This is a genomic window from Streptomyces sp. JNUCC 63 (genome assembly GCF_054366325.1).
The window spans coordinates 6435424-6457386 of record NZ_CM135963.1 but is presented as its reverse complement, the minus strand read 5'-3'; the positions used below and the strand labels follow the sequence as shown (position 1 = coordinate 6457386).

General features: G+C 71.8%; 21 protein-coding genes, 7 tRNA genes and 2 pseudogenes. 11 read left to right on the top strand and 19 right to left on the bottom strand.

All coding sequences use genetic code 11. The features are described 5' to 3' along the window. Positions 1-176: 176 nt before the first annotated feature. Complete coding sequence (locus ACX25U_RS29780; RefSeq protein ID WP_454384540.1) at positions 177-1835, top strand: hypothetical protein; 1659 nt, start codon at positions 177-179, stop codon at positions 1833-1835. Positions 1836-1855: 20 nt separating this feature from the next. Here ACX25U_RS29780 and ACX25U_RS29775 read toward each other — a convergent pair whose 3' ends face one another. From ACX25U_RS29775 to ACX25U_RS29760, 4 genes are all read right to left on the bottom strand, one after another. Beyond that, on the bottom strand, positions 1856-2401 hold the full coding sequence (locus tag ACX25U_RS29775) for an HIT family protein (protein ID WP_454384538.1): 546 nt from the start codon (positions 2399-2401) through the stop codon (positions 1856-1858). 84 nt (positions 2402-2485) lie between these two features. Beyond that, a complete protein-coding gene (gene thrS, locus ACX25U_RS29770; RefSeq protein WP_454384536.1) occupies positions 2486-4462 on the bottom strand; it encodes a threonine--tRNA ligase in 1977 nt (658 codons plus the stop codon). A gap of 122 nt (positions 4463-4584) precedes the next feature. Next, the gene (locus ACX25U_RS29765; protein WP_454384534.1) at positions 4585-5811 is read right to left on the bottom strand and encodes a hypothetical protein; all 1227 of its coding nucleotides are present in this window, start codon (positions 5809-5811) and stop codon (positions 4585-4587) included. After that, positions 5808-6374, bottom strand: a complete 567-nt coding sequence (locus tag ACX25U_RS29760) for a DUF4365 domain-containing protein (RefSeq protein ID WP_454384532.1) — start codon at positions 6372-6374, stop codon at positions 5808-5810. The genes ACX25U_RS29765 and ACX25U_RS29760 overlap by 4 nt, the downstream gene beginning before the upstream one ends. Positions 6375-6547: 173 nt before the next feature. On the opposite strand from ACX25U_RS29760, the gene ACX25U_RS29755 reads away from it, so the two are divergent. Beyond that, on the top strand, positions 6548-7276 hold the full coding sequence (locus ACX25U_RS29755; RefSeq protein ID WP_454384530.1) for an exonuclease domain-containing protein: 729 nt from the start codon (positions 6548-6550) through the stop codon (positions 7274-7276). 51 nt (positions 7277-7327) lie between these two features. Here ACX25U_RS29755 and ACX25U_RS29750 read toward each other — a convergent pair. The 5 genes and pseudogenes from ACX25U_RS29750 to ACX25U_RS29730 all read right to left on the bottom strand — a co-directional run bounded on the left by ACX25U_RS29750 (position 7328) and on the right by ACX25U_RS29730 (position 9370). Beyond that, positions 7328-7399: transfer RNA gene (locus ACX25U_RS29750), tRNA-Val, on the bottom strand. Between the two features lie 224 nt (positions 7400-7623). Continuing rightward, a pseudogene (locus ACX25U_RS29745) lies at positions 7624-8170 on the bottom strand (exo-rhamnogalacturonan lyase family protein); the annotation flags it as partial. Then, positions 8171-8565: pseudogene (locus ACX25U_RS29740) on the bottom strand (ABC transporter substrate-binding protein); the annotation flags it as partial. It abuts the pseudogene before it with no gap. 192 nt (positions 8566-8757) lie between these two features. Further along, positions 8758-8829, bottom strand: a tRNA-Val gene (locus ACX25U_RS29735). A gap of 79 nt (positions 8830-8908) precedes the next feature. Beyond that, positions 8909-9370 carry a TIGR02611 family protein gene (locus tag ACX25U_RS29730; protein ID WP_454384529.1) on the bottom strand — a complete coding sequence of 154 codons (462 nt, stop codon included), beginning with the start codon at positions 9368-9370 and terminating at the stop codon, positions 8909-8911. Positions 9371-9561: 191 nt separating this feature from the next. Here ACX25U_RS29730 and ACX25U_RS29725 point away from each other — a divergent pair, with 191 nt between their 5' ends. Further along, a complete protein-coding gene (locus tag ACX25U_RS29725; RefSeq protein ID WP_004002642.1) occupies positions 9562-9975 on the top strand; it encodes an SsgA family sporulation/cell division regulator in 414 nt (137 codons plus the stop codon). A gap of 231 nt (positions 9976-10206) precedes the next feature. Continuing rightward, the gene (locus ACX25U_RS29720) at positions 10207-10770 is read left to right on the top strand and encodes a CGNR zinc finger domain-containing protein (RefSeq protein ID WP_454384527.1); all 564 of its coding nucleotides are present in this window, start codon (positions 10207-10209) and stop codon (positions 10768-10770) included. Between the two features lie 102 nt (positions 10771-10872). Here the strand turns inward: ACX25U_RS29720 and ACX25U_RS29715 are convergent, their stop codons facing one another. Together ACX25U_RS29715 and ACX25U_RS29710 are read right to left on the bottom strand one after the other, a co-directional pair. After that, positions 10873-11139, bottom strand: a complete 267-nt coding sequence (locus tag ACX25U_RS29715; RefSeq protein ID WP_454394837.1) for a hypothetical protein — start codon at positions 11137-11139, stop codon at positions 10873-10875. Positions 11140-11159: 20 nt separating this feature from the next. Next, entirely contained in the window at positions 11160-11621 is a 462-nt protein-coding gene (locus tag ACX25U_RS29710; protein WP_454384525.1) for a hypothetical protein, read from the bottom strand. A 151-nt stretch (positions 11622-11772) separates the two neighbouring features. Between ACX25U_RS29710 and ACX25U_RS29705 the strand changes: the two genes are divergently transcribed. Continuing rightward, complete coding sequence (locus tag ACX25U_RS29705; RefSeq protein WP_454384523.1) at positions 11773-12300, top strand: DsbA family protein; 528 nt, start codon at positions 11773-11775, stop codon at positions 12298-12300. Here ACX25U_RS29705 and ACX25U_RS29700 read toward each other — a convergent pair. The 3 genes from ACX25U_RS29700 to ACX25U_RS29690 form a co-directional block, all read right to left on the bottom strand. Then, a complete protein-coding gene (locus ACX25U_RS29700; protein ID WP_454384521.1) occupies positions 12282-13106 on the bottom strand; it encodes a GNAT family N-acetyltransferase in 825 nt (274 codons plus the stop codon). The genes ACX25U_RS29705 and ACX25U_RS29700 overlap by 19 nt on opposite strands. Positions 13107-13192: 86 nt before the next feature. Next, entirely contained in the window at positions 13193-14014 is an 822-nt protein-coding gene (locus ACX25U_RS29695) for an aminotransferase class IV (protein WP_454384520.1), read from the bottom strand. After that, positions 14011-15177: a chorismate-binding protein gene (locus ACX25U_RS29690; RefSeq protein WP_454384518.1), complete on the bottom strand. Its 1167-nt coding sequence runs from the start codon at positions 15175-15177 to the stop codon at positions 14011-14013. The genes ACX25U_RS29695 and ACX25U_RS29690 overlap by 4 nt, the downstream gene beginning before the upstream one ends. 177 nt (positions 15178-15354) lie before the next feature. Between ACX25U_RS29690 and ACX25U_RS29685 the strand changes: the two genes are divergently transcribed. The 5 genes from ACX25U_RS29685 (at position 15355) to ACX25U_RS29665 (ending at position 15822) form a co-directional block, all read left to right on the top strand. Then, positions 15355-15427: transfer RNA gene (locus ACX25U_RS29685), tRNA-Gly, on the top strand. Positions 15428-15464: 37 nt separating this feature from the next. Continuing rightward, positions 15465-15538 (top strand) — tRNA-Cys (locus ACX25U_RS29680). Position 15539: 1 nt separating this feature from the next. Next, positions 15540-15611, top strand: a tRNA-Val gene (locus ACX25U_RS29675). A 24-nt stretch (positions 15612-15635) separates the two neighbouring features. After that, positions 15636-15707 (top strand) — tRNA-Val (locus tag ACX25U_RS29670). A gap of 43 nt (positions 15708-15750) precedes the next feature. Then, a tRNA-Val gene (locus tag ACX25U_RS29665) sits at positions 15751-15822 on the top strand. 52 nt (positions 15823-15874) lie between these two features. Here ACX25U_RS29665 and ACX25U_RS29660 read toward each other — a convergent pair. From ACX25U_RS29660 to ACX25U_RS29650, 3 genes are all read right to left on the bottom strand, one after another. Beyond that, positions 15875-16150, bottom strand: a complete 276-nt coding sequence (locus tag ACX25U_RS29660) for a TFIIB-type zinc ribbon-containing protein (protein ID WP_454384516.1) — start codon at positions 16148-16150, stop codon at positions 15875-15877. An 80-nt stretch (positions 16151-16230) separates the two neighbouring features. Then, positions 16231-17184: a phosphotransferase family protein gene (locus tag ACX25U_RS29655; protein WP_454384514.1), complete on the bottom strand. Its 954-nt coding sequence runs from the start codon at positions 17182-17184 to the stop codon at positions 16231-16233. A gap of 384 nt (positions 17185-17568) precedes the next feature. Continuing rightward, on the bottom strand, positions 17569-17763 hold the full coding sequence (locus tag ACX25U_RS29650; protein WP_454384512.1) for a hypothetical protein: 195 nt from the start codon (positions 17761-17763) through the stop codon (positions 17569-17571). A gap of 535 nt (positions 17764-18298) precedes the next feature. On the opposite strand from ACX25U_RS29650, the gene ACX25U_RS29645 reads away from it, so the two are divergent. Continuing rightward, positions 18299-19654 carry a serine/threonine-protein kinase gene (locus tag ACX25U_RS29645; protein WP_454384510.1) on the top strand — a complete coding sequence of 452 codons (1356 nt, stop codon included), beginning with the start codon at positions 18299-18301 and terminating at the stop codon, positions 19652-19654. A gap of 207 nt (positions 19655-19861) precedes the next feature. Here the strand turns inward: ACX25U_RS29645 and ACX25U_RS29640 are convergent, their stop codons facing one another. Beyond that, entirely contained in the window at positions 19862-20680 is an 819-nt protein-coding gene (locus ACX25U_RS29640) for a TrmH family RNA methyltransferase (RefSeq protein WP_454384508.1), read from the bottom strand. A gap of 14 nt (positions 20681-20694) precedes the next feature. After that, positions 20695-21921 carry a uroporphyrinogen-III C-methyltransferase gene (gene cobA / locus ACX25U_RS29635; protein WP_454384506.1) on the bottom strand — a complete coding sequence of 409 codons (1227 nt, stop codon included), beginning with the start codon at positions 21919-21921 and terminating at the stop codon, positions 20695-20697. Between the last annotated feature and the right edge of the window lie 42 nt (positions 21922-21963).

Below are 21963 nucleotides of genomic sequence, written 5' to 3'. Positions count from 1 at the left end.
TCGCGCCGGGCGCACAACCCGGGCGCCGGAACGCTTCGTTCCGAACAGGCGGACGGCTCCGGCCGTCCGCCTCCCCATGTCGGCGGCTGCCGATACCCTGATGACCTGATCAACAGGTGTGCGGGGCAGGGAAGTCGGGAATGCCGCAGGGCAGGTGCGGCGGCAAGGGGGCGGCAGTGGCGGACGAATTCGATTTCAGCCCCGGGGCACAGGTGCCCCTGTCCGGGACGGCGGGGCAGACGGCGGCGACCTATGCCCTGGCCTCGGCGGCCTACCGGGAGGACGACGAGGTCACCAAGATCCTCGAAGCCGACAACGAGTGGCACAAGTCGACGGTCAAGCCGCCCCGTCCCTGGGCGAAGATCTTCCGGCCCCGGCTCGGCGAGGCCTTCTCCCGCGCGGTGATCGACCGCATGCTGGGCGCCGGACGCGCACCGCTCATCCAGTCCTTCGGCACCGAACCCCAGGTCGTGGTCGAGCACTGCCTGGCCGCCCACCGCATTCGCCGGGAGCGCGACAACTGGCTCACGGCGGTGACGGTGCTGTGCGGAGTGCTCTTCCTGCCGGGCTTCCTGGTGTGGCTGATGGTGTTCTCCATCCGCTCCGCGGTCGGCCGGAGCACCGACCGGCGGGCCGGCGCGCTCGGTACGACGCTGCTGGTCGGGGTGGGTGCGCTCGCCGTGCTCTTCCTGATCAAGATGCCCTTCACCGGTTTCTGGGCGTGGTACGCGCGCGCGGCCGTCGTCATGCCGGTCGTCGGCTGGTTCTGGGCCAAGCGGATCTGCGAACGCACCGCGCAGGACCTGCGGGACCGCTGGGACAGCCTGCTCTCCGGCGGCGGCCTGGGCGCGAAGATCCCGGAGGCGGTGCCGGGCAGCCCCGGCGACGCCGCCGAGCAGCTGCGCAAGGAACTCGCCCGGCTCAGCGCGGAGCAGCGCTCCAACTCCGTCTTCTACGCCGGCCCCAAGGGCATACTCGGCATGGGCACCCGCTGGGGCAGCTGGCAGCTCGCCGAGGACCTGGTGTCGGCCGTACCCGGCAAGGACTTCCACCCGTTCCGCAGCTGGGACGTCATCGTCGCCATCCAGGGCGAGCTCACGATGCTGGAGCGCACCCCGATCAACGCGGGCGGTTTCCCCAAGCCCTCGGTGACGCACTGGATCGTCACGCCCATCGGGGAGAACGCCAAGGAGGTCTCCCGCCCGAGCGGCACCGACGTGGACGCGTACACCATCAAGACCCACGCCATAAAGGATATTTGCGACAAGCAGCAGTTCGGCGGCGGCGACCGGCACTACCTGGGTGTGCAGTGGACACTGTGGGACGGCCAGCTGGTCATCACCATGCTGATCACGGTGACGGTCCTGCACGACACCCTGCGCATCGAGGTCACCGGCCACGCCCTGGGCCCGGTCAACCCCCTGTTCACCACCAAGCCGGCGGCCAAGGAGAAGGAGGTGCAGAAGGCGGTCCGGTTCTGGGAGACCCGCAAGGTGAGGCTGCCGCTGGTCGACGCCGACGAGGTGGTGCGGCTCGCCGCGCGCGCCCCTCTGACCTGGTACCCGCCGCTGCTGAACTGGCTCGGCGGTACGCTGACGCTCCCCGAGCCGTTCGGTCTGCGCCACGCCTGGGCCGACCAGCCCTGGCGGCACCGCTTCATGGCCGACGACGCGCTGCGCGCCGCCACCCCGGTGCTGCGGGTGGTGCACGCGGCGGCGATCAAGACGCTCCGGACCCACGGCGTGGACACGGAGAAGTTCGGCACCCGCTCGGCGTTCCTGAGCACGGCCGTCCAGGACGTCTCCCCGAGGAAAGCCGACGTCTACGAGGCGTGAGGAGCGGGCCGCCCGCGTTACTACGCGGGCCAGGCCTCCGCGAGCATCTTGCGGGTGTCGGCGAGGAGCTGCGGCAGGACCTTCGTGTGGCCGACCACCGGCATGAAGTTGGTGTCGCCGCCCCAGCGGGGCACGATGTGCTGGTGCAGGTGGGCGGCGATGCCCGCGCCGGCGACCGTGCCCTGGTTCATGCCGATGTTGAAGCCGTGGGCGCCGGAGGCGGTGCGCAGGGCCCGCATCGCCTGTTTGGTCAGCTCCGCGAGCTCAGCGGTCTCCGCCTCGGTCAGGTCGGTGTAGTCGGCGACGTGCCGATGGGGCACGGTCATCAGGTGGCCGCCGTTGTACGGGTACAGGTTGAGCACCGCGTACACCCGCTCGCCGCGCCGCACGATCAGGCCGTCCTCGTCGGACTTGGCCGGGATGGAGCAGAAGGGGCAGCCGTCCTCGGCCCCCGGGCCGCTGGGCTTGTTCTCGCCCTGGATGTAGGCCATCCGGTGGGGCGTCCACAGGCGCTGGAACGCGTCCTGCGTCCCCACTCCGATCTGCTGCTCCGGCTCACGCGTCATGCGTGCAGCATATGGCTTCGCGCCGAGGCGCAGGGAAAGGCCCCCGGTGAGAGGAGATCACCGGGGGCCGCCCACAGCCGCTGATCAGACCTGCGCCCGCTCCTCGACGACCTTCATGATCTTCGCGATGGCCTCGTCGAACGGGATGCCGTTCTCCTGGGAGCCGTCGCGGTAGCGGAAGGAGACGGCGTCGTTCGCCATGTCCTCGTCGCCCGCGATCACCATGAACGGCACCTTCTGCTTCTGCGCGTTGCGGATCTTCTTCTGCATCCGGTCCGAGGAGGAGTCGACCTCCACCCGCAGGCCCTTCTTCTTGGCGGCCGCGGCGAACTTCTGCAGGTACTCCACGTGCGCGTCGCCGATCGGGATGCCGATGGCCTGCACCGGGGCCAGCCACGCCGGGAACGCGCCCGCGTAGTGCTCCAGCAGCACGGCGAAGAACCGCTCGATCGAGCCGAACAGCGCGCGGTGGATCATGACCGGGCGCTGCTTGGAGCCGTCCGCGGCCGTGTACTCCAGGTCGAAGCGCTCCGGCAGGTTGAAGTCGAGCTGGACCGTCGACATCTGCCAGGTGCGGCCGATGGCGTCGCGGGCCTGGACGGAGATCTTCGGGCCGTAGAAGGCCGCGCCGCCCGGGTCGGGAACCAGCGGCAGGCCCTGCTTCTCGGCGACCTGACGCAGGGTCTCGGTGGCCTCCTCCCAGACCTCGTCCGAGCCGACGAACTTCTCCGGATCCTTGGTGGACAGCTCCAGGTAGAAGTCGGTCAGTCCGTAGTCGCGCAGCAGGTTCAGCACGAAGGTGAGCGTCTTGTCGAGCTCGTCGGCCATCTGCTCGCGCGTGCAGTAGATGTGGGCGTCGTCCTGGGTGAAGCCACGGGCGCGGGTCAGGCCGTGCACGACGCCCGACTTCTCGTACCGGTACACGGTCCCGAACTCGAACAGGCGCAGCGGCAGTTCGCGGTACGACCGCCCGCGCGCGTCGAAGATCAGGTTGTGCATCGGGCAGTTCATGGGCTTGAGGTAGTAGTCCACGCCCTCGTCGAGCTGCATGGGCGGGTACATGCCCTCGGCGTACCAGTCCAGGTGGCCCGAGGTCTCGAAGAGCTTCCCCTTGGTCGCGTGCGGGGTGTAGACGAACTCGTAGCCCTCCTCCTCGTGGCGGCGGCGCGAGTAGTCCTCCATCACGCGGCGGACGATGCCGCCCTTGGGGTGGAACACGGCGAGGCCGGAGCCGATCTGCTCGGGGATGGAGAACAGGTCGAGCTCGTTGCCCAGCTTGCGGTGGTCGCGCTTCTCGGCCTCGGCGAGGAAGTCCAGGTACGCCTTGAGCTCGTCCTTGGACGGCCAGGCGGTGCCGTAGATGCGCTGGAGCATGGGGTTCTTCTCGCTGCCACGCCAGTAGGCGGCCGCGTTGCGCATCAGCTTGAACGCCGGGATCAGCCGGGTCGAGGGCAGGTGGGGACCGCGGCAGAGGTCCTTCCAGCACAGCTCGCCGGTCTTGGCGTCCAGGTTGTCGTAGATCGTCAGCTCGCCGGCGCCGACCTCGACGTCCGCGCCGTCGTCGTGCGACGCGGAGCCCTTGAGGCCGATCAGCTCCAGCTTGTACGGCTCGTTCGCCAGCTCCTCACGGGCCGCCTCGTCGGTGACCACACGGCGGGAGAACTTCTGCCCCCGCTTCTGGATCTCCTGCATCTTCTTCTCGATGGCCTTGAGATCCTCGGGCGTGAACGGCTTGTCGACGTCGAAGTCGTAGTAGAAGCCGTCCTTGACGGGCGGACCGATGCCCAGCTTGGCCTCGGGGAAGATCTCCTGCACGGCCTGCGCCATGACGTGCGCGGTGGAGTGGCGCAGGATGTTCAGGCCGTCCTCGGAGGAGATCTCGACGCCCTCGACGGTTTCGCCGTCCTTGATCTCGTAGGCGAGGTCCTTCAGCTCGCCGCCCACGCGCGCGGCGATGACCGAGCGCTCGCCGGCGAAGAGGTCGGCGGCCGTGGTGCCCGTCGTCACCGTGCGCTCTTCCCGCTCGGAATCGCGTTGGATGATCACACGGACGTCTGACACCGGTCTCTCCTGCCTGAAGGTGGAAGCGCACCCATCACCTATTGCGCGCGCAATAGAGGCGCAATAGAGGATCGTACCGACCCGGGGCCGCCGACCGCGAAACGGTCACTCTCGGTCCCCGCTCAGTCGCAGTCCTCGCCGGTGCACGCCTCCTCGAAGAAGTCCAGGTCCTCCTGCAGCGACTTCATCAGCCGGTCCCGCTCCTCGTCGTCGACCTGTACGGGTACGACCCCGCAGGCGCCCGTGAGCCGGCGGAAACCTCCCCGGCTCTCCAGCCGTCCGAGCACCCGCACGGGCAGTCCGACCAGGTGGGCGTGGCCGGCGATGCGGTAGTCCTCCTCGTCCAGAGCCACGCGGACGTACGGCACCTCGGTGCCCGCGAGCACCCGCAGCCGTACCGTGCCCTCGCCGCGCGGCTGGGACCTGCGCATCCGCACCACGGTGCCGGTGATCCGCACGGGCACCGACGGTTCGGCGCGCAGATAGCGGGCTCCGGCCTCGCGCAGCACGGGCAGGTCGCCCGGGGAGAACTCGACGGCCTCGGCGGCGGCCGCGCAGTCCTCGGGGACGCCGGCGGCGGGCGCCCACTCGACGGCGACGCGGGCGCCCTCGGTCCCGCGCACGAGGGCGGCGACGGCCTCGGTGAGTTCGCGGCTGGCGCCCGCGCGGACGGCGCCGTCGAAGGCGTCCATGCTGCCGGTGGCCCGCCGGTAGTCGACGGCCTCGCGGACGGCGTACAGGGCCTGGTGGAGGCGTACGGCGAGGGGCCGTCCGGGGTCGACGGGGACGAAGGCGGTCAGCCGGCGGCCGTCGGTCGCGGAGCCGACGAGGACGTGTTCGAGGCACGCGGCGGCCGAGCGCCGGTGGCGGGCGCCGTGGTAGCCGGCACGCGCGCGTGTGGCGAGCGCGGCGGCGAGCAGCATCTGCTGTGCGGTGCCGCGCAGCCGCTCGTCGACGGCCCAGGGGGCGGCGTCGGCCGGTCCGCTCGGCACATCCCGCCACCAGCGGATCTCGTCGCTGGGCAGGGTGAGTGCGACCAGTACCTCGCGCGCGGAGGGTGTGCCGCTGCGGGCGAGCGCGTCCAGTGCCTCGCCGAGCAGGTCGTCGCTGTCGGGGAAGGCGCGGCTCTCCGGCACCAGCAGGCTCGTACCGGCGCCGGCCGGGTCGGGCGGGGTCCAGCGGCCGTAGCGTCCGGGGGCGCCGCCGCGCCGTTGCCAGCCGTGCCGGTGCAGCAGGGCGCCGAGCACGGCCGGGTCGATGTCGGCGGGCTCGGGGGGACGGTTCCAGGGGGCGTCGACGGGGTGCGGGCGCGCGGGCCGCGGGGGCTCGTCGAGGGGGCGGTGATTCATGGTCTGCCTCCCGTCCCGACCCGCGTCATGATCTCGCACAGGGCCCGGTCGTCGAAGATGCGCGAGGTCGGGATCCGCACGGTGGTGCGGTGCCGGCCGGTGATGGGGTGGCCGGCGAGGTTGACCCAGTAGCAGCAGTGCCTGAGGTCGAGCCGGTCGTGGCCGGCGCGCAGCCACTGGTCCTGCGACCGGGGCACGATCATGACGACGAGGATCTTGTGCACCGAGACCGGGGTGCGGGCGAGCTTGGCCAGGTGGGCGTTGTCGAGCGTGAAGGAGAAGTACCGGCCCGGGGGGTTGGGCGGTATCTGGTAGGTGCACTTCAGCTGCACCTTGATGGTCACCTCGTCGTCGACGGTGTGCCCGGGGGCGCTGTGGCTGACGTGCCAGTCGATGCCGTTGTCGGGAAAGGGCTGGGACAGCGAGCAGCCGGCCGCGGCGGCGACCGCGTGCAGATAGCCCACCTGCAGTGTCTCCATGCAGGCGGTGGTGGCGAGTGTGCCCCGTGGGGCGTCCGCGTGCTCGGGCAGCAGCCCGCCCCGCTCGGGCTGCGCCATCACCATGACCGACAGCCTTCCACGCTTGTGGTGAAGAATCCCCGCTGCGGGCCTGTGAACTGCAAAGACCCGTACTTCTGTTGTGTCCTTCCGGCGTACGGCGCAAACAGCCCGGGTATCACCGAACGGGCAGAAGGCGGTGCGTCAGCTGCCCTGGGTGAGCGAGGAGTTGTGGGCGTATGGCGTGCTGGTACGAGGGGCCTCTGGCCGCGTTCGACACGGAGACCACGGGTGTCGACGTCGAGACCGACCGCATCGTGTCGGCCGCCGTCGTCGTCCAGGACGCCCCGGGCCTCCGGCCGCGGGTGACCCGCTGGCTGGTGAACCCGGGCGTGCCGGTGCCCGAGGCGGCGACGGCGGTGCACGGGCTGACGGAGGAGCATCTGCAGCGCAATGGGCGCTGGCCGGCGCCGGTGATGTACGAGATGGCCGAGGAGTTGGCGGAGCAGGCCGCGCGGGGCCGTCCGCTGGTGGTGATGAACGCTCCGTTCGATCTGACGCTGTTCGACCGGGAGTTGCGCCGTCACCGGGCCTCGTCGCTGCAGCGCTGGTTCGAGTCCTCGCCGCTGTGCGTGCTCGATCCGCGGGTCCTGGACAAGCACCTGGACCGCTATCGCAAGGGGCGGCGCACCCTTGCCGACCTGTGCGCGCACTACGAGGTCGAGCTGGCCGACGCGCACGACGCGGCGGCGGACGCGCTGGCCGCGCTGGAGGTCGTACGGGCGCTGGGCCGCTGCTTCGCGGCCCGCCTGGAGCGCCTGACCCCTTCCGAGCTGCACACCTTGCAGACGGGGTGGCACGCGGCGCAGGCCCGGGGCCTGCAGGCGTGGTTCGCGCGCAGCGGCGTGGAGGAGACGGTGGATCCGTCGTGGCCGCTGCGGCCGGAGCTTCCGGCGGCGGCCGCGTAGGCGTACATGCGAAAGGCCGGTCCGCTGCGGCGGACCGGCCTTTTCCTCGGGTGGGCGATACTGGGTTCGAACCAGTGACCTCTTCGGTGTGAACGAAGCGCTCTCCCACTGAGCTAATCGCCCGGGAACGCACTGAACAATACAGGTCCCGGTGGGCTTCCTTCAAACCGCTTCGAGATGGGCGGCCAGTCCCCGATCCGCTCCGGCGCCGTGTACGCGCACCCGTGCCGTGTGGCGTGACGTGGGCCACACTCGGCGTGAGCGCCCGCCCGTGCGACGGCGCTCCCTCACCACTCGCTCGTTACGAGGGCATCCTGTCGCGCCGAGCAGCGCCAGGTTCTCGATCACTCGGGGCCCTTGCGCCCCCACTCGGTGAGCCAGGCGGAGGCCAGACCGCTCCAGTCGGTGCCGAAGCCGATCGACAGGGCGTGCCGGTCGGGCATGTACGGCTCGGTGCGGACCTTGCGGAGCGGGCCGAGGCGAGGAAGGTCTCGTCGGAGTCGACGCTGGCGTGCATCAGGTCGCCCACACGTTCGTCGGCGGTGAGGAAGCAGGAGAAGCGCCGGCAGGTGGTGTTGGCGATGCGCTGCTGCTTGGCGCTGCCGGCGAAGTACTGCACGCCGTGCCGAGGCCGGCCCATGTGCCGAGGTGGTGGACGCCGGCCTCGCCGGTGTGCCGGGTCACCGCCTCGGCGAAGCGGAGGATGCCGGCGCGGTCGCTGCGCAGGTAGGCGTACCAGAGCCAGAGGTCGGGCGAGGGTTCGGGGTTGTCCCAGGCGTAGCCGCCGACGTCGTACCGCCACACGTGCAGGGCCGCGTCGTAGGTGCGCATGATGTCGCCGTAGCCCCAGAAGCCGTACCAGCGCCGCGTCTCCACCTGGCCCTTGCAGTAGGTGACACCAGCGCGGAAGTTGTCCAGCCTCGGATTGCCCGCGTCGATCTGTGACCCCAGATCGAGCAGGACTCCCCTCTTGTCGTATTTCCGAAGGAATGTGACGGCGTTTTGGAAAACATCCGGGGATTTCCGCCGGAGGCCTGCGTCCGGCACTTCTCCCAGAAAGACCGACGGGTCCGAAAGTCCGTCTTCACCTTGACCTTCGGGTACTTCTTCTCGAAGAGCGCGATGGCCTGGTTGATCCTCCCGGCGCGTTCTCCCGCGCCCCACTACAAGTAACGGATCGTCACCGTCCCGTCCCCGGAACCGCTTTCGCCACCACACCCGGTCGTCGCGCCGAGGCCGAGCACCGCCGCCGAAGCCCCGGCCGCCTTCAGAATGGTTCGCCTCTCCATGCTCCTGCCGATTCCCGCAGTCGGGCCCTCCCGGCAACGTCGCCCGCCATCGCGAATCGTTTCGAGTAAGCGCTTGCCGGCACAAGGCGCGGAGGGCTCGCAGGCGCGTCAATGACGCGGGCAGGAACTTCTCACCGACGGCAGACGACGGCGGCCCGCCTGCGTGATCGCAGACGGGCCGCCGGTTCCGGGTGGGCGATACTGGGTTCGAACCAGTGACCTCTTCGGTGTGAACGAAGCGCTCTCCCACTGAGCTAATCGCCCGGGCACGGGGAGAACATTACCGCATGTCAGGGGGTGCCCGAGGCCAGGACGGCGGTCAGCCGCCCGGAACCGGCCCCGATCACCGTTCGATGCTCCAGGGCGCCACAAGGCCGAACTTCCAGAGGTACACCCCGACCAGCACCGTGGTGATCACCAGGCCGATCACGGTCAGGGCGATGTTGCGTCGGCGCACCCTGGGGTCGAGGGCCCGCTGGGCCAGCTCGGTGACCTTGCGCTTGGTCCAGCGCAGCGCGAGCTGGGCCCACACGAACTCGGTCGCCCAGATCGCCATGCCGCCGAAGATCACAGCCCAGCCCGGTCCGGGGAACGCGAGCATGACGGCCCCGGCGATCACGACCGCGAGACCGACGACGAAGATCCCGACCTGCCAGCTCAGGTGCAGCACACGCCGTGACCGGACGAATGCGGGGGCCCGTGACCCGAGTCCCCGCCGGTCCCGCGTCCGGTCGGTCTCGGCCTCGGTCTTCGCCGGATCCGATGCCCCGACCGCCTCACCCGGCTCGTCACTGCCCGTATTCATATGGTTGAACACTACCGGAGAGAAACCAGTCACCGGAATGGACGTACCGCGCGAACAGGTTCTCGGCCGGAAGAGTTACGTAAAGCCAGGCAAAACCCTCAGAGGGGTTTACAACGGCACCGTAGGTGGCATGTCGATTTCGCCGACGTGCGAATCCCCGAGCGCACACTGAGCGAAAGGCCCTGGCGCTTATGAACACCACGGTCAGCTGCGAGCTGCACCTGCGCCTCGTTGTGTCGAGCGAGTCCTCCCTGCCTGTCCCCGCAGGCCTGCGGTACGACACGGCCGACCCCTACGCCGTGCACGCCACCTTCCACACCGGAGCCGAGGAGACCGTCGAGTGGGTGTTCGCCCGCGACCTCCTCGCCGAGGGGCTTCACCGTCCCACCGGCACCGGCGACGTCCGTGTCTGGCCGTCGCGCAGCCATGGTCAGGGCGTCGTGTGCATCGCCCTGAGCTCCCCGGAGGGCGAGGCCCTGCTGGAGGCCCCGGCGCGGGCCCTGGAGTCCTTCCTGAAGCGGACGGACGCGGCCGTGCCTCCCGGTACGGAACACCGGCACTTCGATCTGGATCAGGAGCTCTCGCACATCCTCGCGGAAAGTTAGCGACAGGCCTCTCAAGGCCCTGCAGACTGCCCGTTGCCGTCCACTCGGGGAGACGGCTCGGGCCAGGACAACCGCATACAGGACACACCGGCACCGGTCCCCCGGCGGGGGCTGATGCCGGTGTGCCCGCGTGGCGCGGCGGCGCCATCGGCTGCTCGGATGCGCGCGGAGCCACTACTATCGGCCTGCATCGGCGGGCGTGTGCCCGATCCCCAGGCCAGGGAGCGAAACGTGCTGATCACCCACGACACCCGGTGCGCACTGGACACCGTGGTGGATCTGGTGAACACCGCGCCGGAGGACGATGCGGCTCCGGACGGGCTGGCGGACGTCGCGACACTCGAGGATTTCGTACAAAACCACAAAATGAGCGATGTCGGGGCGCTGTCGGAGTTCGACCTCTCGGCGGTGCGCGGGATCCGCGGCCGGTTCGCCGGGATCTTCGCGGCCCCGGACTGCCGGACCGCTGCGGGCATGATCAACGAATTGGTCGCCGCCGCCGGCACCACGCCCCGGCTGACGGACCACGACGGGTACGACTGGCACATCCACTACTTCGCGCCCGGCGCCTCCGTGGCCGACCATCTGGCCGCCGACGGTGGCATGGCGCTCGCGTTCTTCGTGGTGGCCGGGGAGCGTGAGCGGCTACGGCGCTGCGAGGCTCCCGACTGCCGGCGCGCCTTCGTCGACCTCTCCCGCAACCGCTCGCGGCGGTACTGCGACAGCCGTACGTGCGGCAACCGTCTGCATGTGGCCGCCTACCGGGCGCGCCGCAAGGAGGCGACGACGGGCTGAGCGCCGCGGCCGGGCGGCGGGCCGGTCGCGGGCAGGACAGGGGCGCGTCGATGGTGTGGTCGTGGTCCCCGGCGGGTGGCGCCGAGGACGCACGGGTACGGCTCACAGCAACAGCAGGTCGTGCAACGAAGCCATGAGCAGCAGACACCCGATCACCGCAAGGAAGATCATCAGCGGCGGCTGGGATAGGGCGAAGAGGCAGCCGCGCCGCTCGCCCTGCGGCGGCGCGGACTCGCTCTGTGTCGTGTCCACCATCTCGGGGGCGATGATGACGCAGCCGGCACCCGTGATGCGATCAACACGCACGTAATGTGCGGGAGTTCCCGGATTCCGTGATCTTCGTTTCGCTTCGGCGCGGACCTTGATCACTTACGGTCGGAGAACGAGCGTCATATGCCGTGCTTCTTGAGGATGGCCTCGATGTCGCTGAAGTCGTCCTCGCCCCCGGACCCTGCCGCCGGACGGGAGGCCGGACGGGAGGCGGGACGGCCGGTCCGGCCGGTGGCCGGGCCCAGGGACGGCGCCGACGCCACCGGAACCACCGCGCCCTGGCCCGCCGCGCGGGCCGCCTCCTTGCGCTCCCGCCGCGTACCGCCGCGGCGGCGCTCGACCGCCCGGGTCGTCATGAAGAGCAGCCAGGCGCCGCCGAGCAGGCCGAAGCCCGCCCAGGCGGTCGGGCTGAAGGCCGTGTCGGCCAGCCAGCCGACGATTCCCGTCATCACCAGGCCGACGGGGATGAGGGAGTAGGCGGCGACACGGGCCGCGGTGAGGAAGCGTTTGCGGTAGGCCGTGACCACGGCGATGCCCAGGCCTGCCGCGGAAACGGCGGAACAGACGGTCTCGGCAATCATCCGGTCCTCCAGTCGGGGCTCACCGGGTCGGGGCGGTTCGTCCCTTCCATCCTGCACCGTCCGGCCCCCGGGAAGCCACGCTCGGGACGGAGATCAGGGAGATCTCCGGGTAGCCTCCTCCGCAGGTGCCAGGGCCTGGGAGACTGGACGCATGAGCGACTCCTCCCCCGTATCCACCGCCGCCCCCGTCCTCGACGTCTGGTGCGAGCTGCAGTGCCCCGACTGCCGTACCGCGCTGGAGGACCTGCGGGCCCTGCGCGCCCGGTACGGCGACCGGCTGGAGCTGCGGCTGCGGCACTTCCCGCTGGAGAAGCACAGGCACGCCTTCGCCGCCGCGCAGGCCGCCGAGGAGGCCGCCGAGCAGGGCCGGCTGTGGCCGTACGTGGAGGCGGTGCTCGCCCGGGTCGAGGAGCTGGACCGCGGGGGCGAGCCCGTCCTGGTCGAGGTGGCCCGTGAACTGGGCCTGGACGCCGAGGAGTTCGACACCGCGCTGGTCGACGGCCGGCACATCCTGATCGTCGACGCCGACCAGGCCGAGGGCAAGGCGATCGGCGTCACCGGCACACCGACGTACGTCATCGGCGGCGAGCGCCTGGACGGCGGCAGGAGCCAGGAGGGGCTGCGCGAGCGCATCGAGGAGATCGTGGACCGGCTGCTGGGTCAGAGCAACCCCTTGTAGAGGGAGTGGAGCACCGGCCGGTAGCCCAGCGACTCGTACAGCCGCTCGGCCGGGGTGTTGCCCGCGAAGACGTTCAGGCCCAGGACGCGCCTGCCCTCGGCCACCGCCTGGGCCTCGGCCAGCAGCATCAGGGAGCGGCCGTGGCCCCGGCCGCGGTGGCGCTCGTCGGCCTCGACGTCGTAGACGTAGGCCCGGTCCTCGGTGATCGCCACCCACAGTGTGCCGACCGGGGTGCCCTCGTGCTCCAGGACGCTGAGCAGCATGCCCGGGGTCGCGAGCCCCTGGGGCAGCAGCCGGGCGTGGTCGTCCTCCGACTTGGCCCGCGCCTGGTCGGCGGGTACGCCACGGTCGATCCAGCTCCGGGCGTAGGCGGCCTTGCCGTGTTCGAGCCACGGCCCGTACTCGGCCTCGGTCATGGGTCTGCCCCGGCTGCCGGCGGGCAGTTCGGGTGCGGTGGTGCCGAGCTGTTTCTCCATGCCGCGGTTGCGCTCGACGTAGCCGAGTGCCGTGACGAGCCGGACCGCGGCCCCGGCGTCGGCGGGTACGGCGGCCTCGATCCGCTCGCAGCCCCAGCCGCGCACCACCTCCTCGGCGGCGAGCGCGGCCACCGTGCCGCGGCCCCGTCGGCGGTCCGGCTCGTCGATGCGCAGGTCGAGGATGCGGGCGACGGCCGGCCCGAAGACGGGGTGCGTGGACAGGTGGATCCCGCCGACGGGCCGGCTGTTCACGCACACCTGGTAGCGGCGTGAGCGGGTCCCGTCGGCGTGCTGCTGAAGCGGCTCGGTCGGCCGCAGAGTCGTGGTCATCAGGGGTGTTCTACCCGCTGCGGGGCCGTGGAGCAGCCGAATATGTGCTGCTCCTCCTCCGTGCCGCTGTTACGGGTGTGCTGCTGTCACGGGTCCAGGTCGTCCCCGGACCGTTCCTCGAAGACGCGCATCGCCTTGGCCGTCACCGGGCCCGGTGTGCCCGGCAGTTCGCGGTCGTCGACGCGGTGGACGGCCTGGATGTCGCGCAGGGTGGAGGTGAGGAGGATTTCGTCGGCCCGCCGCAGGACGTCCAGCGGCAGGTCGGTCTCCTTCGCTCCCGTCCACTCGATCGTGAGCGCGCGCGTGATGCCGGCGAGGCAGCCGGAGGCGAGCGGCGGGGTGTGGATCTCGCCGTCGAGGACGACGAAGACGTTGGAGCCGGTGCCCTCGCAGAGCCGGCCGACGGTGTTGCCGAACAGGGCCTCGGTGGCGCCGTGCCGGTGTGCGCGGGCGAGGGCGACGACGTTCTCGGCGTACGAGGTGGTCTTCAGGCCGGTGAGCGCGCCGCGCTCGTTGCGGGTCCAGGGGACCGTGATGACGGCGGTGGAGTCGGGGCGGCGGGTGGTCTCGCCGAGGGCGACCACCAGGGTCGGGCCCTGGTCGCCGCGGTCGGAGCCGAGGGGGCCGTGTCCGCCGGTGTAGGTGATGCGCAGCCGGCCCAGCGGCATCGGGTTGGCTTCGAGGACGGCGGCACAGGCGCGGCGGATCTCGTCGTGGTCGGGGTCGGGCAGGCCGAGGCCGCGGGCGGACCGGGTGAGACGGTCCAGGTGGCGGGTGAGCGCGAACGGCTTTCCGCCGGTCGCTTTCACCGTCTCGAAGATGCCGTCGCCCACGGTCAGCCCGTGGTCGAGAACGGAGACGCGTGCGGACTCGATGTCCCGCAGCCCGCCGTCGAGCCAGATCTTCACTGATCCTTACCTCGCAAGTCCGTACCGGGTGCGTCACGTCGGCCGGGGGTCCGGGGGGTGCCCTCCGGGCCGGCACAGCACTGTCGCAGTCCCTCTCCGCTGTTCTCGTACGTGCCCGACGCTACCGCGAGCAGCCGGGCCGCCTTCAGTTCGGTCTCCCGCCACTCCCCCTCGGGGTCGGAACCCCAGGTGATGCCGGCGCCGGCGCCGAAGCGCAGGACGGCCGTGCCTCCCCCGGGTTCTTCGCGCAGGGGGGACCCCCGGGCGGCGCGGTCGATCCAGAAGGTGCGGATGCCGACGGCCAGCTCGCCCACCCCGCGGTCGGCGTCGACCCAGCCGATGCCGCCGCAGTAGGGGCCGCGGGGCGCGGTCTCCAGGGCGTCGATGATCCGCAGGGCGCTGGACTTGGGGGCACCGGTGATCGAGCCGGCCGGGAAGGCGGCGTCGAGCAGCTCCGGCCAGCCGGCGCCGTCGCGCAGCTCGCCGCGGACCGTGGAGACGAGGTGGACCAGGCCGGGGTGCTTCTCGACGGCGCACAGGTCGGGCACGGTGACGCTGCCGGTGGCGCAGACGCGTCCGATGTCGTTGCGGACCAGATCCACGATCATCACGTTCTCGGCGTAGTCCTTGTCCAGCAGCTCCGCCTCGGTGCGGGCGGTGCCCTTGATCGGGCCGGACTCGACGGTCCGGCCGTCGCGGCGCAGGAAGAGCTCGGGGGACGCGGTGGCGATCTCCACTCCGTGCCCGGGCAGGCGAATCGTTCCGGCGTACGGCGCCGGGTTGCCGCGGGCCAGTACGGCGGTCAGGGCGTCCACGTCGGCGTCGGGCGGTACGGGCGCGGAGAGCACGCGGCAGAGGTTCACCTGGTAGACCTCGCCGGCCGCGATGTGCCCGCGGACGCGGCGCACGCCCTCCGTGTACGCGGCGCGGTCGAGGGAGGACGTCCAGTCGCCGGCGGCCGGGCCACGCCAGGCGCCGGGCGCGGGGGCCGGCACGGGCTCCTGCCGTACGTCACGGAAGCGGGCGCAGGTCAGACGGCCCTCGTAGTCGGCGGCGACGGCCCAGAAACCGGTGGAGTCCAGGGCCGCGGGGTCGCCGGTGACATCGGCCAGGCCGGTGGCGACACGGTCGCCGAACCGGGCGAGAGGAGCGAGGTCGAGCACGTCGAGAAGTGTAGGGCGGGCCCGACTCGCCAGGCCCGGGCGTGTCGTTTCGGGCGCCCGGCCAGGTCGCGGAGTGGACGCGGCGCAGCACGCTGCGCAAACGCGTTTTTGTACTGGCCCCGGAATCCGCTAGAGTTCAACACGTCGCCGGGCCGCGTGAGCGGACCGAAACGACAGGCGGACGTAGCTCAGTTGGTAGAGCGCAACCTTGCCAAGGTTGAGGTCGCGAGTTCGAGCCTCGTCGTCCGCTCGAGGGAAGAGGGGATCTCCCGGTCCCCTCCACTCCTGGTGGAGTGGCCGAGAGGCGAGGCAACGGCCTGCAAAGCCGTCTACACGGGTTCAAATCCCGTCTCCACCTCCAAGGACGATTAGCTCAGCGGGAGAGCGCTTCCCTGACACGGAAGAGGTCACTGGTTCAATCCCAGTATCGTCCACTGGATCCAACCGAAGATCCACTCGCGCGATTAGCTCAGCGGGAGAGCGCTTCCCTGACACGGAAGAGGTCACTGGTTCAATCCCAGTATCGCGCACGCAGTGCCCACGATCCGCTTCAGAGCGTGGTCGTGGTCCCGAGGACGATTAGCTCAGCGGGAGAGCGCTTCCCTGACACGGAAGAGGTCACTGGTTCAATCCCAGTATCGTCCACACACCAGGAAGCCCCCGGCCGTCTCGTGCGGCCGGGGGCTTCTTCGTGGGCTCAGCTGGAGAACAGCATGCGGCCGAAGCTCCTGTGCCGGTGATGGCCGTAGTGCCCGTGGCCACCGTGAGGGGCGCCCCAGGCGGGGGCCGGCGGGGCCGGGTAGGCCTGCGGAGCGGGCGGGGGCGCGGGCTGGGTCCACTGGGCCTCCAGGCGGGTCAGCGCCTCCAGCTCGCCGTAGTCGAGGAAGATCCCGCGGCAGCCGCTGCACTGCTCGATCTGAACGCCGTTGCGGTTGTAGGTGTGCATCGGCGCATGGCACTTCGGACACTGCATCGTCGGCTCAACTCCTCGCCGGTCGGTACTGCTTCGAGTGTCGCAGGGACAGACTCCGTCCCTTCACGGTCGGTTGCACCCTATGTCGTCAGTCCCTTCGGCACACCGCCGGTCAACTCCGGCGGGAGCCCGCTCATTCGGTCGCAGGCGTCGACCACGGCCTGTTCGACCTCGTCGAGCGGACGGCCCGCGGCGGTCGCCTTGGCGACGGCCAGCGCGGCGGTCTGCACGGTGAGGGCGCGGGCCGGGACGTCCAGGGCGGGCCAGGGGTCGCCGTCCGTGGGGACGGCCGGGCCGCCGGCCGTGCGGTACGCGGTCAGGAAGCGGGTCCACTCGTCGGGCGGGAGCAGTCCGCAGGCGTACCAGGCCGCGGGGCGGCCCAGGTCCCAGGCGGGAGCGCCGGTGCCGAGGTCGTCGACGTCGATGAGCAGCCAGGGGCCGTCCGGGGCAGGGTGGCGGACGAGCTGGCCGAGGTGGAGGTCGCCGTGGCAGAGAGTCCGGCCGTCCGGCATGGGGGCCTCGGCGCGGGCCCAGGCCGGAAGGCCCGCCCAGGCGCGCAGGACGGCGTGCGCGGCGAGGTGGTCGGGCGCCGTGTCGCGCAGGCGGACGACGGCCCGGGCGGCTTTGGCGGGGCCTCGCATGGGGGGCAGGGCCGGTGGGGCGGGGCTGCGGTGGAGGCGGGCCAGCAGGGTGGCGGCGGCCTCCCAGGGAGCGGCGTCGGGGGTGTCCGGGTCCACCGGGGTGCCGTACGGCCAGAAGGTCACGAGGCGGTCGTGGAGGGCGGCCGGGGCTCTGGTGAGCGGGGGCAGCAGGATGCCGGGGAGGTGCGCGGCCGTGGTGAGGCGGAGGGCGAGGTCGGTGGCGTCGGTGTGGGGGGCGTGGGCCTTCGCGACGGTGTTCGCGTGGCGGACCACGGTGGCGTCGGGGCGGTGGGCGAGGGTGACGGGTGCTCCGCAGGGGCAGGGGTTTGTGTAGGCGTGCGCCGCGACTCCGGCTCGGGTGATCAGCGTGGGCAGCAGTGGGTCGGCGGTCACGGGGCTCCCTGGGGTGCGGCGCTGACCGTGAGGGTACGTGGGTGAACGGGCCGTGGGCTGAACGGTGCCCGGTGCTGGTGCTGGGGGTGGGTGCGCTTGCCCCGCTCGAAGGGTGCCGCTGCGCCCACCCTCCCCCAAGCTCTCGACTCCGCTCGAGCAGGGGGGACCCCCATCGCCCTGGGGGTCCCCTGCTCGAAGAGCTTGGGGGAGGCACGACTGCCCGCAGCCATGTGCACGATTGCCCGCAGCTGCGTCAGCTGAGGACAATGCCGGCGCAGCTCCCCAGCTGCGCCGGCATTCTGCCGTCCGCCGCACCCCCGTCCCCACGGGGTTTCATGGGTGGATGTCCCTGCCCGGACCGCTCTTCCGGGCCTGGGTCGCCGCTCAGCGGCCCAGCATCACGCCCACGGACGACGCCTGTGTGGCCACTGTGTTCCAGCCGTCGAAGACGAGCAGGAGCAGGGCCGCCAGGGGAAGGGCCATCAGCGTCGCCACCAGGGGGTGGCGACGGCCAGTACGGCGGGGGCGCGTGGCGCGTCCCTGCGTGCGGAGCAGTGTCCGCGCTGCCGTCAGGGCCATGGTCCCTCTCCTGACCGTCTCGGTTGTCGTTGGCAGCGGCGGGCGTCCGACCTCGGGGGACGAGTGCTGCACCCGCCGCTTGACCTCAAATCTAGGCGCGTGGCGGGCCCGGGTCGTCATGCCCTCGTACCGATTGGGGGGCCTCCCGGAGGATGAGCCCTGGCCTGGGGACTACTCCCCTGGGTGGAGACGCGGGTCCGGCTCTCGGGGTCTTCCCGGAGGGGTCACCCGCCGCAACCGCTGTTCGTGACTTCCCTCACTTCCACGGCAACCCGGCGCAACTCGGGCTCACCCCTTCGGTGCGCCCCGCTCGCCACCGGTCCGTACAGCGACCGCCCCGGTGGCCAACCTCCTTTCAGGAAACGGCGGTTGGGGTGGTCACCGACCTCAATGCAGCCTTCTCCCAAGCACCTTGACCGCCCCTCACGTCTCCGGCCCGGCGCCGACAATCGATCGGTCGAGAGGGCGCGGCCTCTGCGCGCGAACCGCCCCGGGTACGTAAGCTGTGGCTCGTCACAGGGACCGGGCAGCGGGGATGAACATGGCGATGATGCGCCTGAGGCGCGAGGACCCGCGCGCCGTCGGCTCGTTCAGGCTTCACCGACGGCTCGGCGCGGGCGGGATGGGCGTGGTCTACCTGGGCTCCGACCGGAAGGGCCAGCGGGTCGCGCTGAAGGTCATCCGGCCGGATCTTGCGGAGGACCAGGAGTTCCGCTCGCGGTTCGCGCGCGAGGTCTCGGCGGCGCGGCGGATCCGGGGCGGCTGCACGGCGCGGCTGGTGGCGGCAGACCTGGAGGCGGACCGGCCGTGGTTCGCGACGCAGTACGTGCCCGGGCCCTCCCTGCACGACAAGGTGGCCGAGGAGGGTGCGCTCCGCACCGCGGAGGTGGCGGCGATCGGGGCCGCGCTGTCCGAGGGGCTGGTCGCCGTGCACGAGGCCGGGGTGGTGCACCGGGACCTCAAGCCGTCCAACATCCTGCTGTCCCCGAAAGGCCCGCGGATCATCGACTTCGGCATCGCCTGGGCGACCGGTTCCTCGACGCTCACGCACGTCGGCACGGCGGTCGGCTCGCCCGGGTTCCTCGCCCCGGAGCAGGTGCGCGGCGCGGCCGTCACCCCGGCGACCGACGTGTTCTCGCTGGGGGCGACGCTGGCGTACGCGTCGACGGGCGACTCGCCGTTCGGGCAGGGCAGTTCGGAGGTGATGCTGTACCGCGTGGTGCACGAGGAACCCCAGCTGCACGGTGTACCGGACGCTTTGGCTCCACTGGTGCGGGCGTGTCTGTCGAAGGACCCCGAGGAGCGGCCGAGCACACTGCAGTTGTCGCTGCGGCTGAAGGAGATCGCGGTGCGTGAGGCGCAGGACCTGGGTGACGTACGGCCGCCCGCGCCGCGCGCCGCCGAACCGGACCGGCCGACCGGCCCCCTGGTCGACACCTACCCGGGCCGGCAGCGCGCCGACCACGCCGAGCGCCCGCGGGGCCGGAGGCGCCCGGCGGACTCCTCGCCCGGCACCCCGGTGCCCCGGGGCACCGTTCCTCCGTCGCGGGGCGGCCCGCCCCGGGGCGGGCGGGGCGGGGCCCCCTCCCGTACGGGTGCCTCGCGCCCCACACCGACCTCGAGGGGCGGCCGTCCCGCTCCCCGGGGCGGCACCGGGCGGACGGGTCCGCGTCCCACGGCGACCGGCCGACGCCCCGCCAACCCGCGCCTGCTGCGGCAGCGTCTCTTCGTGTTCGTGGTGGTGACGCTGCTGGTCGCCCTCGGCATCGCAGTGGCCCAGGGCTGCCAGGGCCCGGCCCGCGGACCGGACGGCGACGGCCACGGGGTACGGACGCAGCAGGAGCACGCGCGCGTGCACGTGGCGGCGGTACCCGCGCAGTTCTACGGCTGAGGACGGCCCGCCCCTGGGGCGGGCACGGCGGGGACCCCTCCCGTACGAGGGTCTCGCGCCCCATGCCGACCTCGCGGGTCGGTTCACACTCGAGCGGCGACCGTCCCTTCCTCGGGGTGGCGCCAGGCGGACGGGGCCGCGGCTCGGCGGCGGCCACGCTATACGGACACAGCAGAGCCACGCGCGCGTGCACGCGTCCGAGCCGTCCTACAGCTGAGGGCGGCCCGTCGCCACCGCGTAGAAGGCGACCGCGGCTGCCGCGCCCACGTTGAGGGAGTCGACGTCGTGGGACATGGGGATGCGGACCCACTCGTCGGCGGCCGCCAGGGCCCGGGTGGACAGGCCGTCGCCCTCCGCGCCGAGCATCAGGGCGACCCGGTCCATGCGGTGCGGGGCGGCCTCGTCCAGGGACTTGGCCTTCTCGTCCGGGGTGAGGGCGAGCAGGGTGAAGCCGGCCTCGCGGACCGACTCCAGGTCCCTGGGCCAGGTGTCGAGACGGGCGTACGGTACGGAGAAGACCGCGCCCATGGAGACCTTGACGCTGCGGCGGTAGAGCGGGTCGGCGCAGTCCGGGGAGAGCAGGACCGCGTCCATGCCGAGGGCGGCGGCGGAGCGGAAGATGGCGCCGATGTTGGTGTGGTCGTTGACGGACTCCATGACCGCGACCCGGCGGGCCGTCCGCAGCAGTCCGGCCGCCGTGGGCAGCGGCTTGCGCCGCATGGAGGCGAGCGCGCCGCGGTGCACGTGGTAGCCGGTGACCTGCTCGGCGAGTTCGGGGCTGACGGCGTAGACGGGTGCGGGGAGTTCGTCGATGACGTCCCGCATGACGTCGACCCACTTCGCGGACAGCAGCATCGAGCGCATCTCGTACCCGGCGTCCTTGGCCCGGCGGATGACCTTCTCGCCCTCGGCGATGAACAGGCCCTCGGCGGGTTCGCGCCTGCGGCGCAGCTCCACGTCGGTCAGGCCCGTGTAGTCGGCCAGGCGCGGGTCGTCGGGGTCCTCGACGGTGATGAGATCGGCCACGGGGTGGTTGCTCCTCAGGTTTCTGGGCCGACCGTGACGACCTCGCCGATGACGATGACGGCCGGCGGCTTCACGTCCTCGGCGCGGACGGTCTCCGCGACGGTCGCGAGGGTGGCGTCGACGCGGCGCTGGGCGGCGGTCGTGCCCTCCTGGACCAGGGCGACCGGGGTGTCGGGGGACTTGCCGTGGGCGACGAGCGTCTCGGCGATCTTCCCGATCTTGTCGACGCCCATGAGGACCACGAGGGTGCCGGTGAGCCCGGCCAGGCTGGGCCAGTCGACCAGGGAGCGCTCGTCGTCGGGGGCCACGTGCCCGCTGACCACGGTGAACTCGTGGGCGACCCCGCGGTGGGTGACCGGGATTCCGGCCGCGCCCGGGACGGAGATGGAGCTGGAGATGCCGGGGACGACCGTGCACGGTACGCCGGCCTCGGCGAGCGCCTGGACCTCCTCCATGCCCCGGCCGAAGACATACGGGTCGCCGCCCTTGAGCCGGACCACCGACTTGCCCTGCTTGGCGTGCTCGATGAGGGCGTTGTTGATGGCCTCCTGGGCCATGAAGCGGCCGTAGGGGATCTTCGCCGCGTCGATCACCTCGACGTGCGGCGGGAGTTCGGCGAGCAGGTCGCGCGGGCCGAGGCGGTCGGCGATGACGACGTCGGCCTCGGCGAGCAGCCGGCGGCCGCGGACCGTGATCAGGTCCGGGTCGCCGGGGCCGCCGCCGACGAGGGCCACGCCCGGGGTGCGGGTGCGGTGGTGCGGGGCGACAAGGGTGCCGTCGCGCAGTCCCTCGACCACCGCGTCGCGGATGGCGGCGGTGTGCCGGGGGTCGCGCCCGCGCACGCTGGTGGTGAGCACGGCGACCGTGACGCCCTCGCTGTGGCCGGTGGCCGGGGTCCAGGCGGTCGCCGCGTCGGCGTCGTCGGAGCGTACGCACCACACGCGGTGGCGCTCCGCCTCCGCGGAGGCGCGGGTGTTGGCGTCGTGGTCGCTGGTGGCGATCAGCGCGTACCAGGCGTCCGCGAGGTCGCCGTCCTCGTACCGGCGCCGCCGCCAGGCGATCTCGCCCGCGTCCGCCATGGCCTCGACGGAGGCGGTCGCCTCGGGCGAGACGAGGACGATGTCCGCGCCGGCCGCGATGAGCGCCGGGAGGCGGCGCTGGGCGACCTGGCCACCGCCGAGGACGACCACGCGGCGGCCGGTCAGGCGGAGGCCTACGGGGTAGGCGGGGTGTTCGGCCATGTGAGGTACGGCTCCTCGTCCGGGTGGTCCAGGCGGTACGAA